This window comes from Pseudomonas aeruginosa (assembly GCF_001457615.1).
Classification (GTDB): domain Bacteria; phylum Pseudomonadota; class Gammaproteobacteria; order Pseudomonadales; family Pseudomonadaceae; genus Pseudomonas; species Pseudomonas aeruginosa.
In genome coordinates this window covers 2,548,312-2,563,322 of the sequence record NZ_LN831024.1, presented here as the reverse complement: position 1 = coordinate 2,563,322, position 15,011 = coordinate 2,548,312, and the positions used below count along the sequence as shown (strand labels likewise).

Genomic DNA, 15,011 nt, shown 5'->3' with positions numbered 1-15,011 from the left:
CGCCCGGGTTCCTCCGCAGGCGGCGCACTAGCGTGCGTCGGCGAGCCGCGGCGCGGGCGGGTTGATCAACAGCGCGAATATCTCGGAGTGGGACTTCACGTTCAGCTTCGCGTAGATGTGCCGGCGATGCACCTTGATAGTGGCGATCGACAGCGTCAGCCGATCCGCTATTTCCTTGTTCGAGTATCCATCCAGCATCAGCCGGATGACATCCGACTCCCGCGCGGTCAGCGGCGATATCAACCCTCTCCAGGGCTGGACTTCCACCTCCGCCGCTGCGATCGGTTTCGCCTCCTCCCTGACCGCATCCTCGAAGTGGATGCGTTTTTTCATCAGCGCGATGACCCACGGGCGAAGCAGCTCGAACAGCGCGATCTGCTCGGCACCGAAGCGGCTCTCGCTGCCCAACGACAGGCATAGGGTTCTTTCACCATCCAGCGGGACGTTATATTGAACTTCGTCCGTCACCACATAATGCGCAAAGTACGTATTGTAATATTCGGTCGTTTCGAAATCTTCGGAGACGATATCCGCAAGATGAAAAAGCCCGCCGCGCCGACAGTTCCTGGATACCTGGTAGAAAGGATCTTGCAGATAAAGTCCGGTTATATATCGACTGATCAGCGGGTCCGGCTCGACTTCTTCTCTCTCCTCCTCCATGAAGGAAAGAATCAAGGGACTGGAATCGCTGAATATCAGGGCCGCCCAGTTGTCGACGGGGGCGAACTGGCCGAGGGTCTGCGCCAGGATCCGCCAGAAGAACGGCCGGTCCAGCGCTTCGAGCAACTTTCCCAGTGACTCGTGCCAGGCGCCGCCGTGCAATGCGATATCCACACAACTACTCCTCTGGGATTAGTCACTCGGCGTTATGTCATGAAGAGTTCCAATGTGCATAATATCGATGCCTTCGAAGATAGCCACAGGTCAGAACTACCAGTTCTGGTAGGTGCAAAATCCAACTTGTTTCGTTTCGGAAAGGAAATCCAATGAAAAAAGTTTGTGCACTGGCGTTATCGATCCTGACGACGATCGGTGCGACAGCGGCGGACAGTGCATGGGCTGCGCAAACCAGCGTCCATCTTTACAACTGGTATGACTTCATCGCCCCGGAAACGCCCAAGGCTTTCCAGAAGGAAACCGGCACCCGTGTCGTCCTCGACACCTTCGACAGCGCCGAGACCGCGCAGGGCAAACTGATGGTCGGCCGCTCCGGCTACGACGTGGTGGTGATCACCTCCAACATCCTGCCCGGGCTGATCAAGGCGGGCGTCCTCCAGGAACTCGACCGCGACCGGCTCCCCCACTGGAAGAACCTCGACGCGGACATCCTCGGGAAGCTTCAGGCCAACGATCCCGGCAATCGCTATGCCGTACCTTATCTCTGGGGAACCACCGGGATCGCCTACGACGTGGACAAGGTCCGCAAGCTGCTCGGCCCCGACGCGCCGGTCGACTCCTGGGACCTGGTCTTCAAGGAGGAGAACATCTCCCGCCTCAGCCAGTGCGGCGTGGCCACGCTGGACTCCTCCACCGAGCTGGTGTCCATCGCCCTCAACTACCTGGGCCTGCCGCACAACAGCCAGAATCCCGAGGACTACCAGAAAGCCCAGGAACTGTTGCTGAAGGTTCGCCCCTACATTCGCTATTTCGACTCCTCCAGAGTCGACACCGATCTCTCCAACGGCAACGTCTGCGTGGTGGTCGGCTGGCAGGGTACGGCCTACATGGCCCAGGTCAACAACGAACAGGCCGGGAACGGTCGCCATATCGCCTACAGCATTCCCCGGGAAGGCTCGCTGGTCTGGGCCGAGAACATGGTGCTGCTCAAGGATGCACCGCATCCGCAGCAGGGTTATGCGCTGATCGACTACCTGCTGCGTCCGGAGGTCATCGCCAGGACCTCCAACTACGTGGGCTATCCGAATGGCAACCAGGCGGCGCTGCCGCTGGTAGAGCGGAAGCTGCGGGAAAACCCGGCGGTTTACCTGAGCAAGGAAACCATGGCGACCCTCTTCCCGCTGGAAACCCTGCCACTGAAGGTCGAGAGAATCCGTACCCGGGTCTGGAGCCGGGTCAAGACCGGGAGCTGACACCCGCCCGAGACGCCCCCTGGAAGCGCGGGAGCGCCCGGAGCCAGAAAAATCCAGCGAGGTCCGCCAGGACCGGCGTTCGCGTCTTTCACCGGGCGAGGCTCTGCCTCGTCCGTCAGGATGCGGCTTGCCGGCTGACCTGCGACCGATAGAGATACCTCTCCCCCAGGGCGGGAAAGCCCCGGGCATGCCTGATGGAGAAAACCATGCTTATCCATTTCTGCCCCAGGCTGCTGACGCCTGCGGGGTTCGACCTACCGTGCGAGTTGATCGACATCCGCATCAAGGAGTTCGACCTGCACCTGCTTGGCGGGCGCGACGTGGTGGCGCGTCACCCCCTCCCCGACAAGCGCTACCACGTGGCCTGCCGCAAGTCCGGCTGCAAGGCGGTGAATGGCCTGCTGGTGGACGTGGAAAAGCACGTTCCGCTGTTCACCGTGGACACCCGCTGGAGCATCGACGCCGAAGTGGTCCTGCGCCACCGCGTCGAGTACGTGGTGCTCGACGCCGAGCACGATGCGGTGAGCGACTACATGCTGCTGTGGTGCGACGAGGTGCCCAACTACTTCCTCGGCCAGAGCACCCCGGCCATGCAGGTTCCGTTGATGGAGCTGATGCGCGGCAATGCGTTGCAGACCGAGCGGCAGGATGTGTTCCGCCTGCCGACGCTGAGGTCCGAACGCCTGCGCCAGGGCAACGCCGATGCCAACCAGCATCTTCCGAGCCGTGAGCAGGCGTTCCACGTCAAAGCCGAGCAGATCAGCTATGGGCTGGCCTGAAGGACGCGCGCCAGCGGCAAGCTACGCTGGCCGCCGGTGCCGCGCATCACAGGGCAGCCGCGCCGCTCAGTGCCGCGGCTGCCATACCTCCACGGCGCGCGCATCCACCGGTTTGGGTAGCAGTCCCTGGGCGTGGAAGGCGTCGGCGATGCGCTGTTGCTCGTCGAGACCATCTGCGCTCACCGGTTGTACGTCGTAGCTGCGCCGCGCATTCGCCTGCTCGACGGTAGCGGCATCGAGATTGCCCCACAGCGGCCCCAGCACCTTGGCCGCGTCGGCCGGGTGGCTCTTGAGCCAGCGCCCGGTGCGCTGCAGTTCGGCGAAGACCTGCTGGAGCACTTCAGGATGTTTCCTGGCGTAGTCGCTGGAGGCGAGGTAGTAGCGCTGGTAGCTGGCCAGGCCCTGGCCGTCGGCCAGTACCCGCGCGCGTTGCTGGCGCTGGGCGCTTGCCACGTAGGGGTCCCAGGTCACCCAGGCGTCGACCTTGCCGTTCTCGAAGGCGGCGCGGCCGTCGGCTGGCGTCAGGTAGGCTGGCTGGATGTCGGAGAACTCAAGCCCGGCGCTGGCCAGCGCGGCGATCAGCAGGTAGTGGCTGCCGGCGGCCTTGGTCACGGCGATGCGCTTGCCCTTCAGCTCGGCCAGGGACTTCAGCGGCGAATGTTCGCCGACCAGTATCGCCTGCGCCGCGGGCGAAGGTGTTTCGCGGGCGAAGTAGGTCAGGCGAGCACCCGCCGCCTGGGCGAACACCGGCACGGTGTCGGCGACGTCGGCGGAGAGATCGACGTTGCCGACATTGAGCGATTCGAGCAACGGCAGGCCGCTGGGGAACTCATGCCAGGACACCCGGATGCCCTGCCTGGCCAACTCGCGCTCGAAGGTGCCCTGGCTGCGGATCAGGGTCAGCAGAGTCGAGGATTTCTGGAAGCCGATGCGCAGGACCTCCTCGGCCTGTGCGCCACCAATGCCCGACAGGACGGCGGAAGCGGCAAACACGATGGCCAAGCGACGCAGGAACGGACGAGACATGCGATGACTCCTGGGATAGGTGCGAGCGCCCGCAGGGACGGGAGTTCCAGCTGCCGGCGACGGAACGGATAGATTATTGGAATAAAAAACAATCGATAAATAACTTATAGTTATCAATTAATGCCCGGGCAGCGCCTACCGGATATCCGCATCCGACGCCTGCCTGACCGCAAAGCCGCTGGCGAAGGTCGGCCGCACATCGAGGCGCTGCGGAATCAATCCATGGGCCTGGTAGAAATCGGCGGTCTCCTGCTGCTGGCCGAGCGTTCGCTCATCCAGCGCCTGCCAACGCAAGCGCCGGCGTTCGAACTGCAAGCGCGCGGCGTCCTCGGGGAAGCCGATGATCTGCGCCAGGCTTCGCGAATACTCGTCCAGGTGCAGGTACGCCCAGCGCTGGGCGCTGGCCAGGCGTTGCAGGTAGTCCTGCAGCACGGCGCGTTTCGCCGGGTCGGCCAGTGCGCTATCGGTAGCAGCGAGGAAGCTGTTGCCAGCCCACAGGCCGCGCCCGTCGACCAGTACCCGAGCCTTGTCGGCGGTCTCCGCGAACGCGGTGTAGGGCTCCCAGGTCGCCCAGGCATCCACGGAACCATTGGCGAGGGCCATTTTCGCGTCCACCGGGCCGAGGAAGCGGAATTCGACGTCCTTCTCGCCCAGCCCGACCGAGGCCAAGGCCTTGAGCGCGACGAAGTGGCCGATGGAACCGCGGCCGGTGGCAATGCGCTGACCTTTCAGGTCGTTGGCCGAGCGCAGCGGCGAATCCCCTCTCACCAGCACGGCGGTACCGTAGGGATCGGATTTGTCGACGGCGATGGCCTTCAGCCGGGCACCGGCGGCCAGGGCGAAGAGCAATGGCGCGTCGCCGATGATGCCGGCATCCACCGCACCGGCATTGAGTGCTTCGGCGAGGGGGGCGGCGGCGGGGAATTCGAACCAGCGGATGTCGTAGGTCAGGTCGTCCAGCGCGCCGGCAGCCTCCAACTGGGCGCGCATGTTGCCCTTCTGGTCGGCCAGGCGCAGGGTCACGCGCTCGTCGGCACAGGCCTGGCCGACGAGCAGGCAGAGAAGCAGGAACAGGCTCAGGGTCTGACGCATTCCGTAACTCCTCAACGCTGGCCGACGCGGAGGTCGGCGGGCAACTGGCGGGCCACTTCGGCGGCACCGGCGGACAGGCTGAAGTCGAACGCCGGGGCGACCTCCAGCGACTTCGGCAGCACGCCTTCGGCATGGAAGAAATCGGCGGCGGTCTGCAGGGTGGCGGCAACCTCCGGACCGAAGACCACAGGACTGATGCGCGCCTCGCCAACCCAGCGCCGAGTGACTTCGCGCGGCATGTTCAGATCCTTGGCCAGGGCCTCGGCGAACGCCTCCGGATGCCTCAGGGCCCAGGCCTGGGCACGCGCCAGGCGGGTCAGCAGGTCGCTGATCGCGGCCTTCTTGCGGGCGATCGCAGCGTCGCTGGCCAGGGCATAGGAGTAGCCGGTCATGATCCCGGCACCGTTGTCGATGACCCGCGCCTGATCGAGCAGCACGGCGCTGGAGGTATAGGGCTCCCAGGGCACCCAGGCGTCTACCGAGCCGCGCACCAGGGCGGCGCGGCCGTCCACCGGACCAAGGAAGGAAAAGCTTACGTCCTGCGGTCCGAGGCCGGCGCGACGCAACGCGCCAAGGGCGAGGAAATGCCCCCAGCCGCCGCGATTGACGGCAATGCGCTTGCCCTTGAGGCCGGCCACCGAACGGATCGGCGAGTCCTTGCCGACCACCAGCGCCACGGTCGCCGGGTTGAAGTGCCAGGCGCCCACCGCCTTGAGCGGCGCGCCGGCAGCGTAGACGAAGAGGAACGGGATGTCGCCGGTAAAGCCTATGTCCAGGGCCCCGGCGTTGAGCGCCTCGAGCACCGGTGCACCGGAGGGGAACGCCGACATTTCCAGCTTGTACGGCAGGTCGTCGAGCTCGCCGGACGCGCGCAGGGCGGCGTAGCGGTCGCCCTTCACATCGCCCAGGCGCAGGCTGATGAGGTCGGCGGCGCTGGCGGCTCCAGCCAGCAAGGTCGCGGCCAGCAGGCCGGCAAGCACACACAGGGGTCGTTTCATGGGCAATCTCCAGGCAGCTCCGCACGGAGCCGGGGCTATCCTGGGCTATCCGTTCCGCCGGTGCGGTCGCCGACAAGGCCAGGGTCGAGAATCGTGGGAGGTACGTTTCAAAGACTCAGCGCCGCCCTCCCCGCCGCGCTCCAGACGCTATCTTTCTGTGGCGTGTGGACACGTCCGCAAAGCACGTCGCGGTAGTGCCGCTGTAGCGGATTGTGCCGGCTGAGGCCGTGGTTGCCGCTCAGTTCCAGGGCCTTCTCGACCACCGCCAACGCGTTGTCGATGACCGCGACCTTGAGCAGCCCGGAGTCGCTGGCGGGCAACTGTCCGCAGCACGCGGCATCGAGCAGCAGGCGGTTCTGCAGGAGCAGGCCGTCGATCTCGCCGAGCGCCTCCTGCATCCTCGGCAGGCTCGCCAACGGCGCGCCGAGACTGGCCGGCACGCGCTCGCGCAGCCAGCCGACGAGCCACTCGCGGGCGCTCCCGGCGATACCGTCGTAGAGAGCGCCGAGCAACACCGCGCTAGCCTGGGCGAAGTCGCGCAGCACGGCCTGGTCCGGCGCCGGAGGCTGGTCGTGGGGATGCAGGCCGATGGCGTTTTCCAGAGGCACCGCCACCTCTTCGAAGAGCACCTCGTGGCTGCCGCTGGCGCGCATGCCCAGATGGTCCCAGCTCTCCACGATACGGATGCCTGGGCTGTCGCGGCGCACCAGCCAGGTACCCACGCGGGGGATCGGCTCGTCGCTGCGCGCCCATACCGCCAGCCAGGTCAGGCCGGGAATGCCGGTGGTGTAGAGCTTGTGCCCGGACAGCTGCCAGCCGTCGCCGACACGCCGCGCCAGCGTACCCGGCAGACCGCCGCGTGACGGCGAACCCAGCTCGGGCTCCACGCGCAGGCTATTGATCAACGCCCCCTGCTCCAGCACCTCGCGCGCCACGCGCCGCTTGAGCGCGCCGGGCCAATCGGGGTTATCGGCCAGGCGCCGCAAATGCAGGTACTGCATGCACAGCACCAGGGCCGTGGAGGGTTCGCCGCGAGCCACCGCGCCGATTACCCGGCGCAGCTCGCCGAGGCTGGCGCCGGGACCGCCGAGCGCAGGCGGCAAGGCCAGGGCGAGCAGCCCGTGGTGTCGCAGCAGGGCCAGGTTGGCATGGGGAAAATCTCCGCTGCGGTCATGGGCATCGGCGCTTTCCGCCAGTTGCCGGGTCAGTTCTGGCAGCCGTTCATCGAACGCCGCCGAGGGAGTCTGCAGGACGGCCATGGGATCAGGCCGTGGCGCGCCGGCGCTCGCGCTCGGCGACTTTGGCGCGGGTCAGCGGGATCAGCTCGCGGCCATATTCCACGGCATCGGCGAGGGGATCGAAACCGCGAATGAGGATATTGCGCACGCCCAGGTCGTAGTAGGCGAGCAGGGCGTCGGCCACCTGTTCCGCGGTACCAACCAGGGCGGTGGAGTTGTGCCCGCCACCGACCAGCCTGGCGATTCCGGTCCAAAGGCGCTCGTCGAGGCGCTCGCCCTGCTCCACCGCCTTGAGCAGACGCTGGGCGCCGACGCTCTGCGGCTTGCCCTTGGGGAAGCCGGCCTCGCCCAGGCGCGCGCCGGCGCTTGCGCGTATCGCCTCGGCCTTGGCCCAGGCCTCGTCCTCCGTGCGCCCGAGGATGGGCCGGAACGACAGGCTGAATTCCACTTCGCGACCATTCGAGCGCGCCTGTTCGCGCACAGCGGAGATGGTTTCGGCGGCCTGTGCCAGGGGTTCGCCCCAGAGCATGAACACATCGGCCTGCTTGCCGGCGACCTTCAGCGCGGCTTCCGAGGAGCCGCCGAAATACACCGGAATGTGCGGTTTCTGCTGCGGACGGATGGCCGAGAAGGCGTGCTCCACGCGGTAGTGCGCGCCGTGGAAATCGAAGGGTTCGGTGCTGGTCCAGGTGCGCTTGAGCAGTTCGATGAATTCGTCGCTGCGGGCATAGCGCTGGTCGTGGTCGAGATAATCGCCGTCCTTGCGCTGGTCGGCGTCGCTGCCGCCGCTGATGATATGCACCGCCAGGCGCCCGTCGAGGAGGTGTTCGAGGGTCGCCAGCTTGCGCGCGGCCAGGGTCGGGGCGACGAAACCGGGGCGGTGCGCCAGCAGCAGACCGATCCGGGAAGTGGCCAGGCCAGCGGCGGCGGCCACCAGGAATCCATCCGGCTGGTCCGACCAGTAGCCGACCAGGATTCGATCGAAGCCGGCCTCTTCGTGGGCGCGTGCGAAAGCGGCGATGTAAGGCTTGTCGAGGATAGGTCCGACCGGCGCGAGGGTCTCCGAGGCCAGGCGATGGCCGATCATGCCGAGAAACTGGATGCTCATGGTCCGTACTCAGTGGAAGGCTTCGTTGAAGGACGTGTCGATCACCGTGGAAGTGTCGAACGGCTTGGGCAAGGCACCGGTCTGCAGCAGGAAATCCGCGGTCTCCTGGTAGTCGGTGGCGGCCTGGGCGTCTACCGGGCCGACGCTCATGCCGGCCTGGCCGATCCAATGGCGGGAGACTGCCCGGTCGAGATTGGCCTTCTGCGCCCAGAGGTCGGCGTACTGCTCCTTGTGTGCCTCGACCCAGGCCCGTGCCTTGCGCAGGCGGCCGAGGAAGTCGGCGATCTGCGCGCGCCTGGGCTCGATGGAAGCAGCGTTGGCGGCGATGCTGGACAGCCCCGGCATCAGGTCGCGTGCGGTGAGAATCGGCCGTGCGCCGGAAACCACGATCTGCTGCGAGATATACGGCTCCCACACCGGAAAGGCATCGATGCTGCCGCGCGGCAAGGCGGCGGCGGCGTCGATCGGCATCAGCTTGACGAACTCCACGTAGTCCTTCGGCAGGCCGGCTTTCTCCAGCGCGCGCAAGGTCAGTTGCTGGCTCCAGGCACCGGGCCAGTAGGCGACTTTCCTGCCCTTGAGATCGGCAATGCTGCGCACCGGAGAATCCTTCGGCACCAGCAGGGCTATGGTATCGGGGTTCTGCCGCGAGACGCCGACCAGCTTCACCGGCGCACCCTTGGCGGCGAGGAAGATGAAGCCCGAGTCGCCGAGGAAACCCAGGTCCAGCGCTCCGGCCTGCAACCCTTCGGCCACCGGCGCGGCGGACTGGAAATGCTTCCATTCGACCTGGTAAGGCGCGCCTTCGAGAACTCCCGAGGCCTCCATGGAAGCCCGCACGTTGTAGTAGTTCTGGTCGCCCACACGCAACGTCGGCAGCTCTGCGGCCTGGGCCAGGGAGGCACCGAGCAGAAGCGTGGCGAAGCTGGTTAGCAGGTATTGCTTGAGTTTCATCGGAGCTCCTCAACCGGCGTGCCGCAACAGCGGCAGGCGGGCGATATGGTCATGTATGGCGGGAATCAGGCCCTGGCCGTAGCGCACGGCGTCGCCGAGCGGATCGAAGCCTCGAATCAGGAAGGTCGAGACGCCCAGCCGGTAGTACTCGCCAAGCGCAGCGGCAACCTGCTCGGGGGTGCCTACCAGGGCGGTGGAGTTCCAGCGCGCCCCGGTCAGCCGGGCCACGCCGGTCCACAAACGGCTGTCGAGCACTTCGCCCTGCTCGGCAGCGGCCAGCAGGCGCTGCGAACCGACGTTCTGCGGCTGGTGGTCGCGCAGCGGCAGACCGAGGCGCGCACGGTTCTCGCGGACCTGTTCGAGCACCTCGGCGGCACGCTTCCAGGCGGCCTCCTCGGTATCCGCGACGATCGGCCGGAATGACACCGAGAAGCGCGGATCGCGTCCCTGGGCCTTGGCGGCGGCGCGCACTCGGCGGATATGCCCGTCGACCGCGGCCAGCGGCTCGCCCCAGAGCATGTAGGTGTCGGCGTGCCTGGCGGCGACCTCGATGGCTGCGTCGGAGGAGCCACTGAAATAGATCGGTATGTGCGGCGACTGGCGCGGGCGCACCGCTGGCGAGGCGCCCTGGAAGCGGTAGAACTCGCCGTCGAAATCCACCGGTCCCGTGGCGGTCCAGATAGCACGCAGGGCTTGCAGGTATTCGTCGGTACGGGCGTAGCGGCGGTCATGGTCGAGGTAGTCGCCATCGCGCGCGAGGTCCTCGTCGTTACCACCACTGACTACGTTCAGGGCCAGGCGGCCCTCGCTGAACTGATCCAGGGTAGCCAGTTGGCGTGCCGCCAGCGGCGCTGCGATCACCCCCGGGCGATAGGCCAGGAGAACGCCAAGGCGCCGGGTGGCAGCGGCGACGAAGGAACTGACCACCGCGCCCTCGGCGGCATTGCTGAAATACCCCACCAGCACCCGGTCGAAGCCGGCGTCCTCATGGGCCTGGGCGAAACGCCGGACGAAACCGGCGTCCACAGCCTCCCCCAACGGCTGGTCCACCTCGGAACTCGGTGTGGCGGTGATCATGCCGAGAATTTCCACGCTCACGCTGTTGCCCTCGCCTGGGCCGCTCGACTGATAAGGTTGGCGGCTGTCGTTATAAGAAAAACATCTGCATGGGTGCTTTTCTTAGAAGCTACAGGCTGAAACTACATGATGGAAATTCATTTTTGTCATATCTTAATATGCTAAACGCGCATATTTAGCTTTTCCGTCTTTGCGTTTCCCAAGGCGGACATTATGCGTAGCCGCCCTCGCTCCCTCTTCCCTCTGAAGCGAAAAGGGGCTCGCAGGGGAATGTTGATCCCGACTGCAGCCCCTTCTCATTCACGCTCCCGTCTCCCGGGGATCTCCCGGCGCCGCTACTCAACCGGCTTGCATATCCAACCCCTCGGCCACCGCCCTGCCGAACAGCCGTGCCGGCGTCTCCAGATTGCCCAGCAGGCGCGGACGCACCAGCCAGAGCTGGATCAGCGGCTGGAAATCCTCCAGTTGCAGCACCTGCAACTGATCGCGGTAGCGGCTACGCGCCAGGGCCGGCGCCGGCACCAGGCCGAGACCCCGGCCCGCGGCGACCAGGCCCAGTTGCAGCTCGCTGCCGAAAGTCTCGAGGTTCAGTTGCAGGCCCAGGCCCTGATCGGCCAGGGCCCGTTGCAGGCCGGCACGGAAGCCGCAGCCATCGGGGTTGAGCACCCAGCCATGGTGGTAGCAATCGAGCAGGCGTCGCGCCTGGATGGCACTGTCGCGGGCGACCACCACGCAGAGTTCCATGCGCCCTAGGGGCGTGGCGCCGAGTTCTTCGGGGAACACCTTGCTTGGCGGAAACAACACCACTGCCGCGTCCAGTTCGGCATTCTCCAGGCGCGCCAGCAAATGGCTGCCCCAGCCAGTGCCGACCTGCGCGCGCAGCTCCGGGTACTCGTCGGCCAGCCGCCGAAGGGCATCCAGCAACACCACCTCGCCGATACTCTGCGGCACGCCCAGGCGCAGCACGCCACTTGGTGTGGCGTCACCGGCCACCAGTTCACGCAGGCCATCCACCTCGCGGAGCACCCGCCGGCACTGTTCGTAGACCCGCAGTCCGCTGGCGGTGGGTTTGAGCGGCTTGGTATTGCGGTCCAGCAATGCCACTCCGAGGGACTCCTCCAGGCTCTGTACCCGCCGGGTGATCGCAGACTGGGTCAGGCCCAGGCTCTCGGCGGCCTGGCTCAGGGAAGCGTTGCGGATCACCGCGACGAAGGCGTCGATGTCATCGATTTTCATGGGGCCGGCACCAATTGCATTTCTCGCATATTAGCTTAGATTCAAAATGCATTTCAGGAATAAAAAAGCGTTTGCTACCGTACCGCCAGAACTTCCCGGAGTGAATCCCCGCATGTCATCCATCCTGCGCCTCGACCGCCTGCGCCAGTTCATCGGCGAGCTGGCGACACTGCTCGACAGCCGTCCCGACGAATCCACCCTGCTCGCCCAAGCCCACCCCCTGCTGGCCGAGCTGGTGCGCCAGGACGACTGGCTGCCGGAAGACTGCGCCCGCCCCGATCCACAGCGCTACCAACAGTACCTGCTGCATGTCGACTCACGGCAGCGCTTCTCGGTGGTCAGCTTCGTCTGGGGGCCGGGCCAGATCACACCGGTACACGATCATCGGGTCTGGGGCCTGATCGGCATGCTCCGCGGGCCGAATACTCGCAGCCGTACGCCTTCGATGCGGGGGGGCGTCCGCATCCCAGCGGAGCCCGTCGACGCCTGGAGCCCGGCGAGGTCGAAGCGCTGTCGCCACGCATTGGCGACGTGCACCAGGTGAGCAACGCCTTCAGCGACCGAACATCCATCAGTATCCACGTCTACGGCGCCAATATCGGTGCGGTACGGCGTGCCGTGTTCAGCGCCGAAGGTGAGGAAAAACCCTTCATTTCCAGCTATTCCAACAGCCGCTTGCCCAATATCTGGGACCTGTCGAAAGAGAACCCCGCATGAGCCAGATCGCCGTACGCACCTTCCACGATATCCGCGCCGCTCTCCTCGCCCGCCGGGAGCTGGCGCTGCTCGACGTGCGCGAGGAGGACCCGTTCGCCCAGGCCCATCCCCTGTTCGCCGCCAACCTGCCGCTGTCCAGGCTGGAACTGGAGATCCATGCCCGGGTGCCGCGCCGCGACACGCCGATTACCGTCTACGACGACGGCGAAGGCCTGGCGCCGGTCGCCGCGCAACGCCTCCACGACCTCGGCTACAGCGACGTGGCCTTGCTCGATGGCGGCCTGTCCGGTTGGCGCAACGCCGGCGGCGAGCTGTTCAGGGATGTGAACGTGCCGAGCAAGGCCTTCGGCGAACTGGTGGAGGCCGAGCGCCACACGCCATCGCTGGCCGCGGAGGAAGTACAGGCTTTGCTCGACGCCAGGGCCGACGCGGTGATCCTGGATGCCCGTCGTTTCGACGAATACCAGACCATGAGTATCCCCGGCGGCATCAGCGTGCCCGGCGCCGAACTGGTGCTGCGCGTCGCCGAACTGGCGCCGGACCCGCGCACCCGGGTGATAGTCAACTGTGCCGGGCGCACTCGTAGCATCATCGGTACCCAGTCGCTGCTCAACGCCGGCATCCCCAACCCGGTGGCGGCATTACGCAACGGCACCATCGGCTGGACGCTGGCCGGTCAGCAACTGGAACACGGCCAGACGCGACGCTTCGGTGCGATCTCCCAGGACACTCGCAAGGCCGCCGCCCAGCGCGCCCGTGCCGTCGCCGACCGCGCCGGCGTCGAACGCCTCGACCTGGCCGGTCTGGCCCAATGGCAGGACGAGCACGACCGCACCACCTACCTGCTCGACGTACGCACGCCCGAGGAATACGAAGCCGGTCACCTGCCTGGCTCCCGCTCCACGCCCGGTGGCCAGCTGGTTCAGGAAACCGACCATGTCGCCAGCGTGCGCGGCGCGCGCCTGGTACTGGTGGACGACGATGGCGTACGCGCCAACATGAGCGCCTCCTGGCTAGCCCAGATGGGCTGGCAGGTCGCGGTACTGGACGGACTCTCCGACGCCGACTTAAGCGAGAGAGGCGCCTGGAGCGCGCCGCTGCCGAGGCAACCCCGGGCCGACACCATCGACCCGACCACCCTCGCCGACTGGCTGGGCGAACCGGGCACCCGGGTGCTCGACTTCACCGCCAGCGCCAACTATGCGAAACGCCACATCCCCGGCGCCGCCTGGGTATTGCGCAGCCAGTTGAAGCAGGCACTGGAACGGCTGGGCACGGCCGAGCGCTACGTACTCACCTGCGGCAGCAGCCTGCTGGCGCGCTTCGCCGTGGCGGAAGTCCAGGCACTCAGCGGCAAGCCGGTGTTCCTTCTCGACGGCGGCACCAGCGCCTGGGTCGCCGCGGGCCTGCCAACGGAAGACGGCGAAAGCCTGTTGGCGTCGCCGCGCATCGACCGCTACCGCCGCCCCTACGAAGGTACCGACAATCCGCGCGAAGCGATGCAGGGCTACCTGGACTGGGAGTTCGGCCTGGTGGAACAACTCGGTCGCGACGGAACCCACGGCTTCTTCGTGATCTGAAGCCATTACCCGACGAAATCGGAGAGTCATCGAATCGACGCCGGGCAGGCTGCGGAAACGACCCGGAAGTGCGGAAGAGCGGCGCCCCGAAAATGCAAAAGCCCCGCTCAGCGGGGCTTTTCAGTACGCGGATATGGCGGAGGCGGTGAGATTCGAACTCACGGAAGAGTCTCCCCTTCGACGGTTTTCAAGACCGTTGCCTTAAACCACTCGGCCACACCTCCGCATCGCGGGGCGCCATAGTACCGGATAGCAACACACTGTCAAACTCTATCGATTGGCCCTGGCAGAGGCTTTGCTATCATGCCCATCAGTACGTCATGGACCCGTTCCCGTTAAGGAGTACCCACACCATGCAAGAACAGCAATATCAGCTGAACTCCGCCGTCGCGGAACAGCGTGAAGTCAGCGGCGTTCTGCGCAATACCTACGGCCTGCTGGCACTCACCCTGGCCTTCAGCGGCCTGGTGGCCTACGTTTCGCAGCAGATGCGCCTGCCCTATCCGAACGTGTTCGTGGTGCTGATCGGCTTCTACGGCCTGTTCTTCCTCACCGTGAAGCTGCGCAACAGCGCCTGGGGTCTGGTCAGCACTTTCGCCCTGACCGGCTTCATGGGCTACACGCTCGGCCCGATCCTCAACATGTACCTCGGCCTGCCCAACGGCGGCAGCGTCATCACTTCGGCGTTCGCCATGACCGCCCTGGTGTTCTTCGGCCTGTCCGCCTATGTGCTGACCACCCGCAAGGACATGAGCTTCCTGTCCGGCTTCATCACCGCCGGCTTCTTCGTCCTGCTGGGCGCCGTGCTGGTATCGCTGTTCTTCCAGATCAGTGGCCTGCAACTGGCGATCAGCGCCGGCTTCGTCCTGTTCTCCTCGGCGATGATCCTCTACCAGACCAGCGCGATCATCCACGGCGGCGAACGCAACTACATCATGGCCACCATCAGCCTGTACGTGTCGATCTACAACCTGTTCATCAGCCTGTTGCAGATCTTCGGCATCGCCGGCGGCGACGACTGATAGAAAACGCCTCCGGAAAAGCCCGTCCCCGCGACGGGCTTTTCATTTGCGGACCGGCAAAACACAGGCATTGGTTTATCATTCGAATAAATCC

At 65.8% G+C, this 15,011-nt stretch carries 13 protein-coding genes, 1 tRNA gene and 1 pseudogene; 5 read left to right on the top strand and 10 right to left on the bottom strand.

The genetic code is table 11. The annotated features are described in order from the left end of the window. Positions 1 to 27: 27 nt before the first annotated feature. Entirely contained in the window at positions 28 to 834 is an 807-nt protein-coding gene (vqsR, locus tag AT700_RS12030; RefSeq protein WP_003097562.1) for a transcriptional regulator VqsR, read from the bottom strand. Between the two features lie 152 nt (positions 835 to 986). Between vqsR and AT700_RS12025 the strand changes: the two genes are divergently transcribed. Both AT700_RS12025 and qteE read left to right on the top strand, forming a co-directional pair. Continuing rightward, the gene (locus AT700_RS12025; protein ID WP_003090368.1) at positions 987 to 2,090 is read left to right on the top strand and encodes a polyamine ABC transporter substrate-binding protein; all 1,104 of its coding nucleotides are present in this window, start codon (positions 987 to 989) and stop codon (positions 2,088 to 2,090) included. Positions 2,091 to 2,296: 206 nt separating this feature from the next. After that, a complete protein-coding gene (gene qteE, locus AT700_RS12020; protein WP_003090369.1) occupies positions 2,297 to 2,869 on the top strand; it encodes a quorum threshold expression protein QteE in 573 nt (190 codons plus the stop codon). A 66-nt stretch (positions 2,870 to 2,935) separates the two neighbouring features. On the opposite strand, the gene AT700_RS12015 is transcribed toward qteE, so the two are convergent. From AT700_RS12015 to AT700_RS11980, 8 genes are all read right to left on the bottom strand, one after another. Next, on the bottom strand, positions 2,936 to 3,895 hold the full coding sequence (locus AT700_RS12015) for an aliphatic sulfonate ABC transporter substrate-binding protein (RefSeq protein WP_009876637.1): 960 nt from the start codon (positions 3,893 to 3,895) through the stop codon (positions 2,936 to 2,938). 135 nt (positions 3,896 to 4,030) lie between these two features. After that, positions 4,031 to 4,987, bottom strand: a complete 957-nt coding sequence (locus tag AT700_RS12010; RefSeq protein WP_003097601.1) for an ABC transporter substrate-binding protein — start codon at positions 4,985 to 4,987, stop codon at positions 4,031 to 4,033. Between the two features lie 11 nt (positions 4,988 to 4,998). Next, complete coding sequence (locus AT700_RS12005) at positions 4,999 to 5,985, bottom strand: aliphatic sulfonate ABC transporter substrate-binding protein (RefSeq protein ID WP_003113358.1); 987 nt, start codon at positions 5,983 to 5,985, stop codon at positions 4,999 to 5,001. A gap of 107 nt (positions 5,986 to 6,092) precedes the next feature. Further along, positions 6,093 to 7,244: an acyl-CoA dehydrogenase gene (locus tag AT700_RS12000; RefSeq protein ID WP_003143826.1), complete on the bottom strand. Its 1,152-nt coding sequence runs from the start codon at positions 7,242 to 7,244 to the stop codon at positions 6,093 to 6,095. A 4-nt stretch (positions 7,245 to 7,248) separates the two neighbouring features. Then, the gene (locus AT700_RS11995) at positions 7,249 to 8,331 is read right to left on the bottom strand and encodes an LLM class flavin-dependent oxidoreductase (protein WP_003097607.1); all 1,083 of its coding nucleotides are present in this window, start codon (positions 8,329 to 8,331) and stop codon (positions 7,249 to 7,251) included. A gap of 9 nt (positions 8,332 to 8,340) precedes the next feature. Beyond that, positions 8,341 to 9,285: an ABC transporter substrate-binding protein gene (locus AT700_RS11990; protein ID WP_003097609.1), complete on the bottom strand. Its 945-nt coding sequence runs from the start codon at positions 9,283 to 9,285 to the stop codon at positions 8,341 to 8,343. A gap of 9 nt (positions 9,286 to 9,294) precedes the next feature. Then, positions 9,295 to 10,362, bottom strand: a complete 1,068-nt coding sequence (locus AT700_RS11985; RefSeq protein WP_003130938.1) for an LLM class flavin-dependent oxidoreductase — start codon at positions 10,360 to 10,362, stop codon at positions 9,295 to 9,297. Between the two features lie 339 nt (positions 10,363 to 10,701). Beyond that, entirely contained in the window at positions 10,702 to 11,598 is an 897-nt protein-coding gene (locus AT700_RS11980; RefSeq protein WP_003090383.1) for a LysR family transcriptional regulator, read from the bottom strand. 112 nt (positions 11,599 to 11,710) lie between these two features. Between AT700_RS11980 and AT700_RS11975 the strand changes: the two are divergent. Together AT700_RS11975 and AT700_RS11970 are read left to right on the top strand one after the other, a co-directional pair. Further along, a pseudogene (locus tag AT700_RS11975) lies at positions 11,711 to 12,315 on the top strand (3-mercaptopropionate dioxygenase). Then, positions 12,312 to 13,895 carry a rhodanese-related sulfurtransferase gene (locus tag AT700_RS11970; RefSeq protein WP_003162146.1) on the top strand — a complete coding sequence of 528 codons (1,584 nt, stop codon included), beginning with the start codon at positions 12,312 to 12,314 and terminating at the stop codon, positions 13,893 to 13,895. The pseudogene AT700_RS11975 and the gene AT700_RS11970 overlap by 4 nt, the downstream one beginning before the upstream one ends. Before the next feature lie 134 nt (positions 13,896 to 14,029). Here AT700_RS11970 and AT700_RS11965 read toward each other — a convergent pair. Continuing rightward, a tRNA-Ser gene (locus AT700_RS11965) sits at positions 14,030 to 14,119 on the bottom strand. A gap of 129 nt (positions 14,120 to 14,248) precedes the next feature. Between AT700_RS11965 and AT700_RS11960 the strand changes: the two genes are divergently transcribed. Beyond that, a complete protein-coding gene (locus AT700_RS11960; RefSeq protein ID WP_003090386.1) occupies positions 14,249 to 14,917 on the top strand; it encodes a Bax inhibitor-1/YccA family protein in 669 nt (222 codons plus the stop codon). Positions 14,918 to 15,011: the final 94 nt, after the last annotated feature.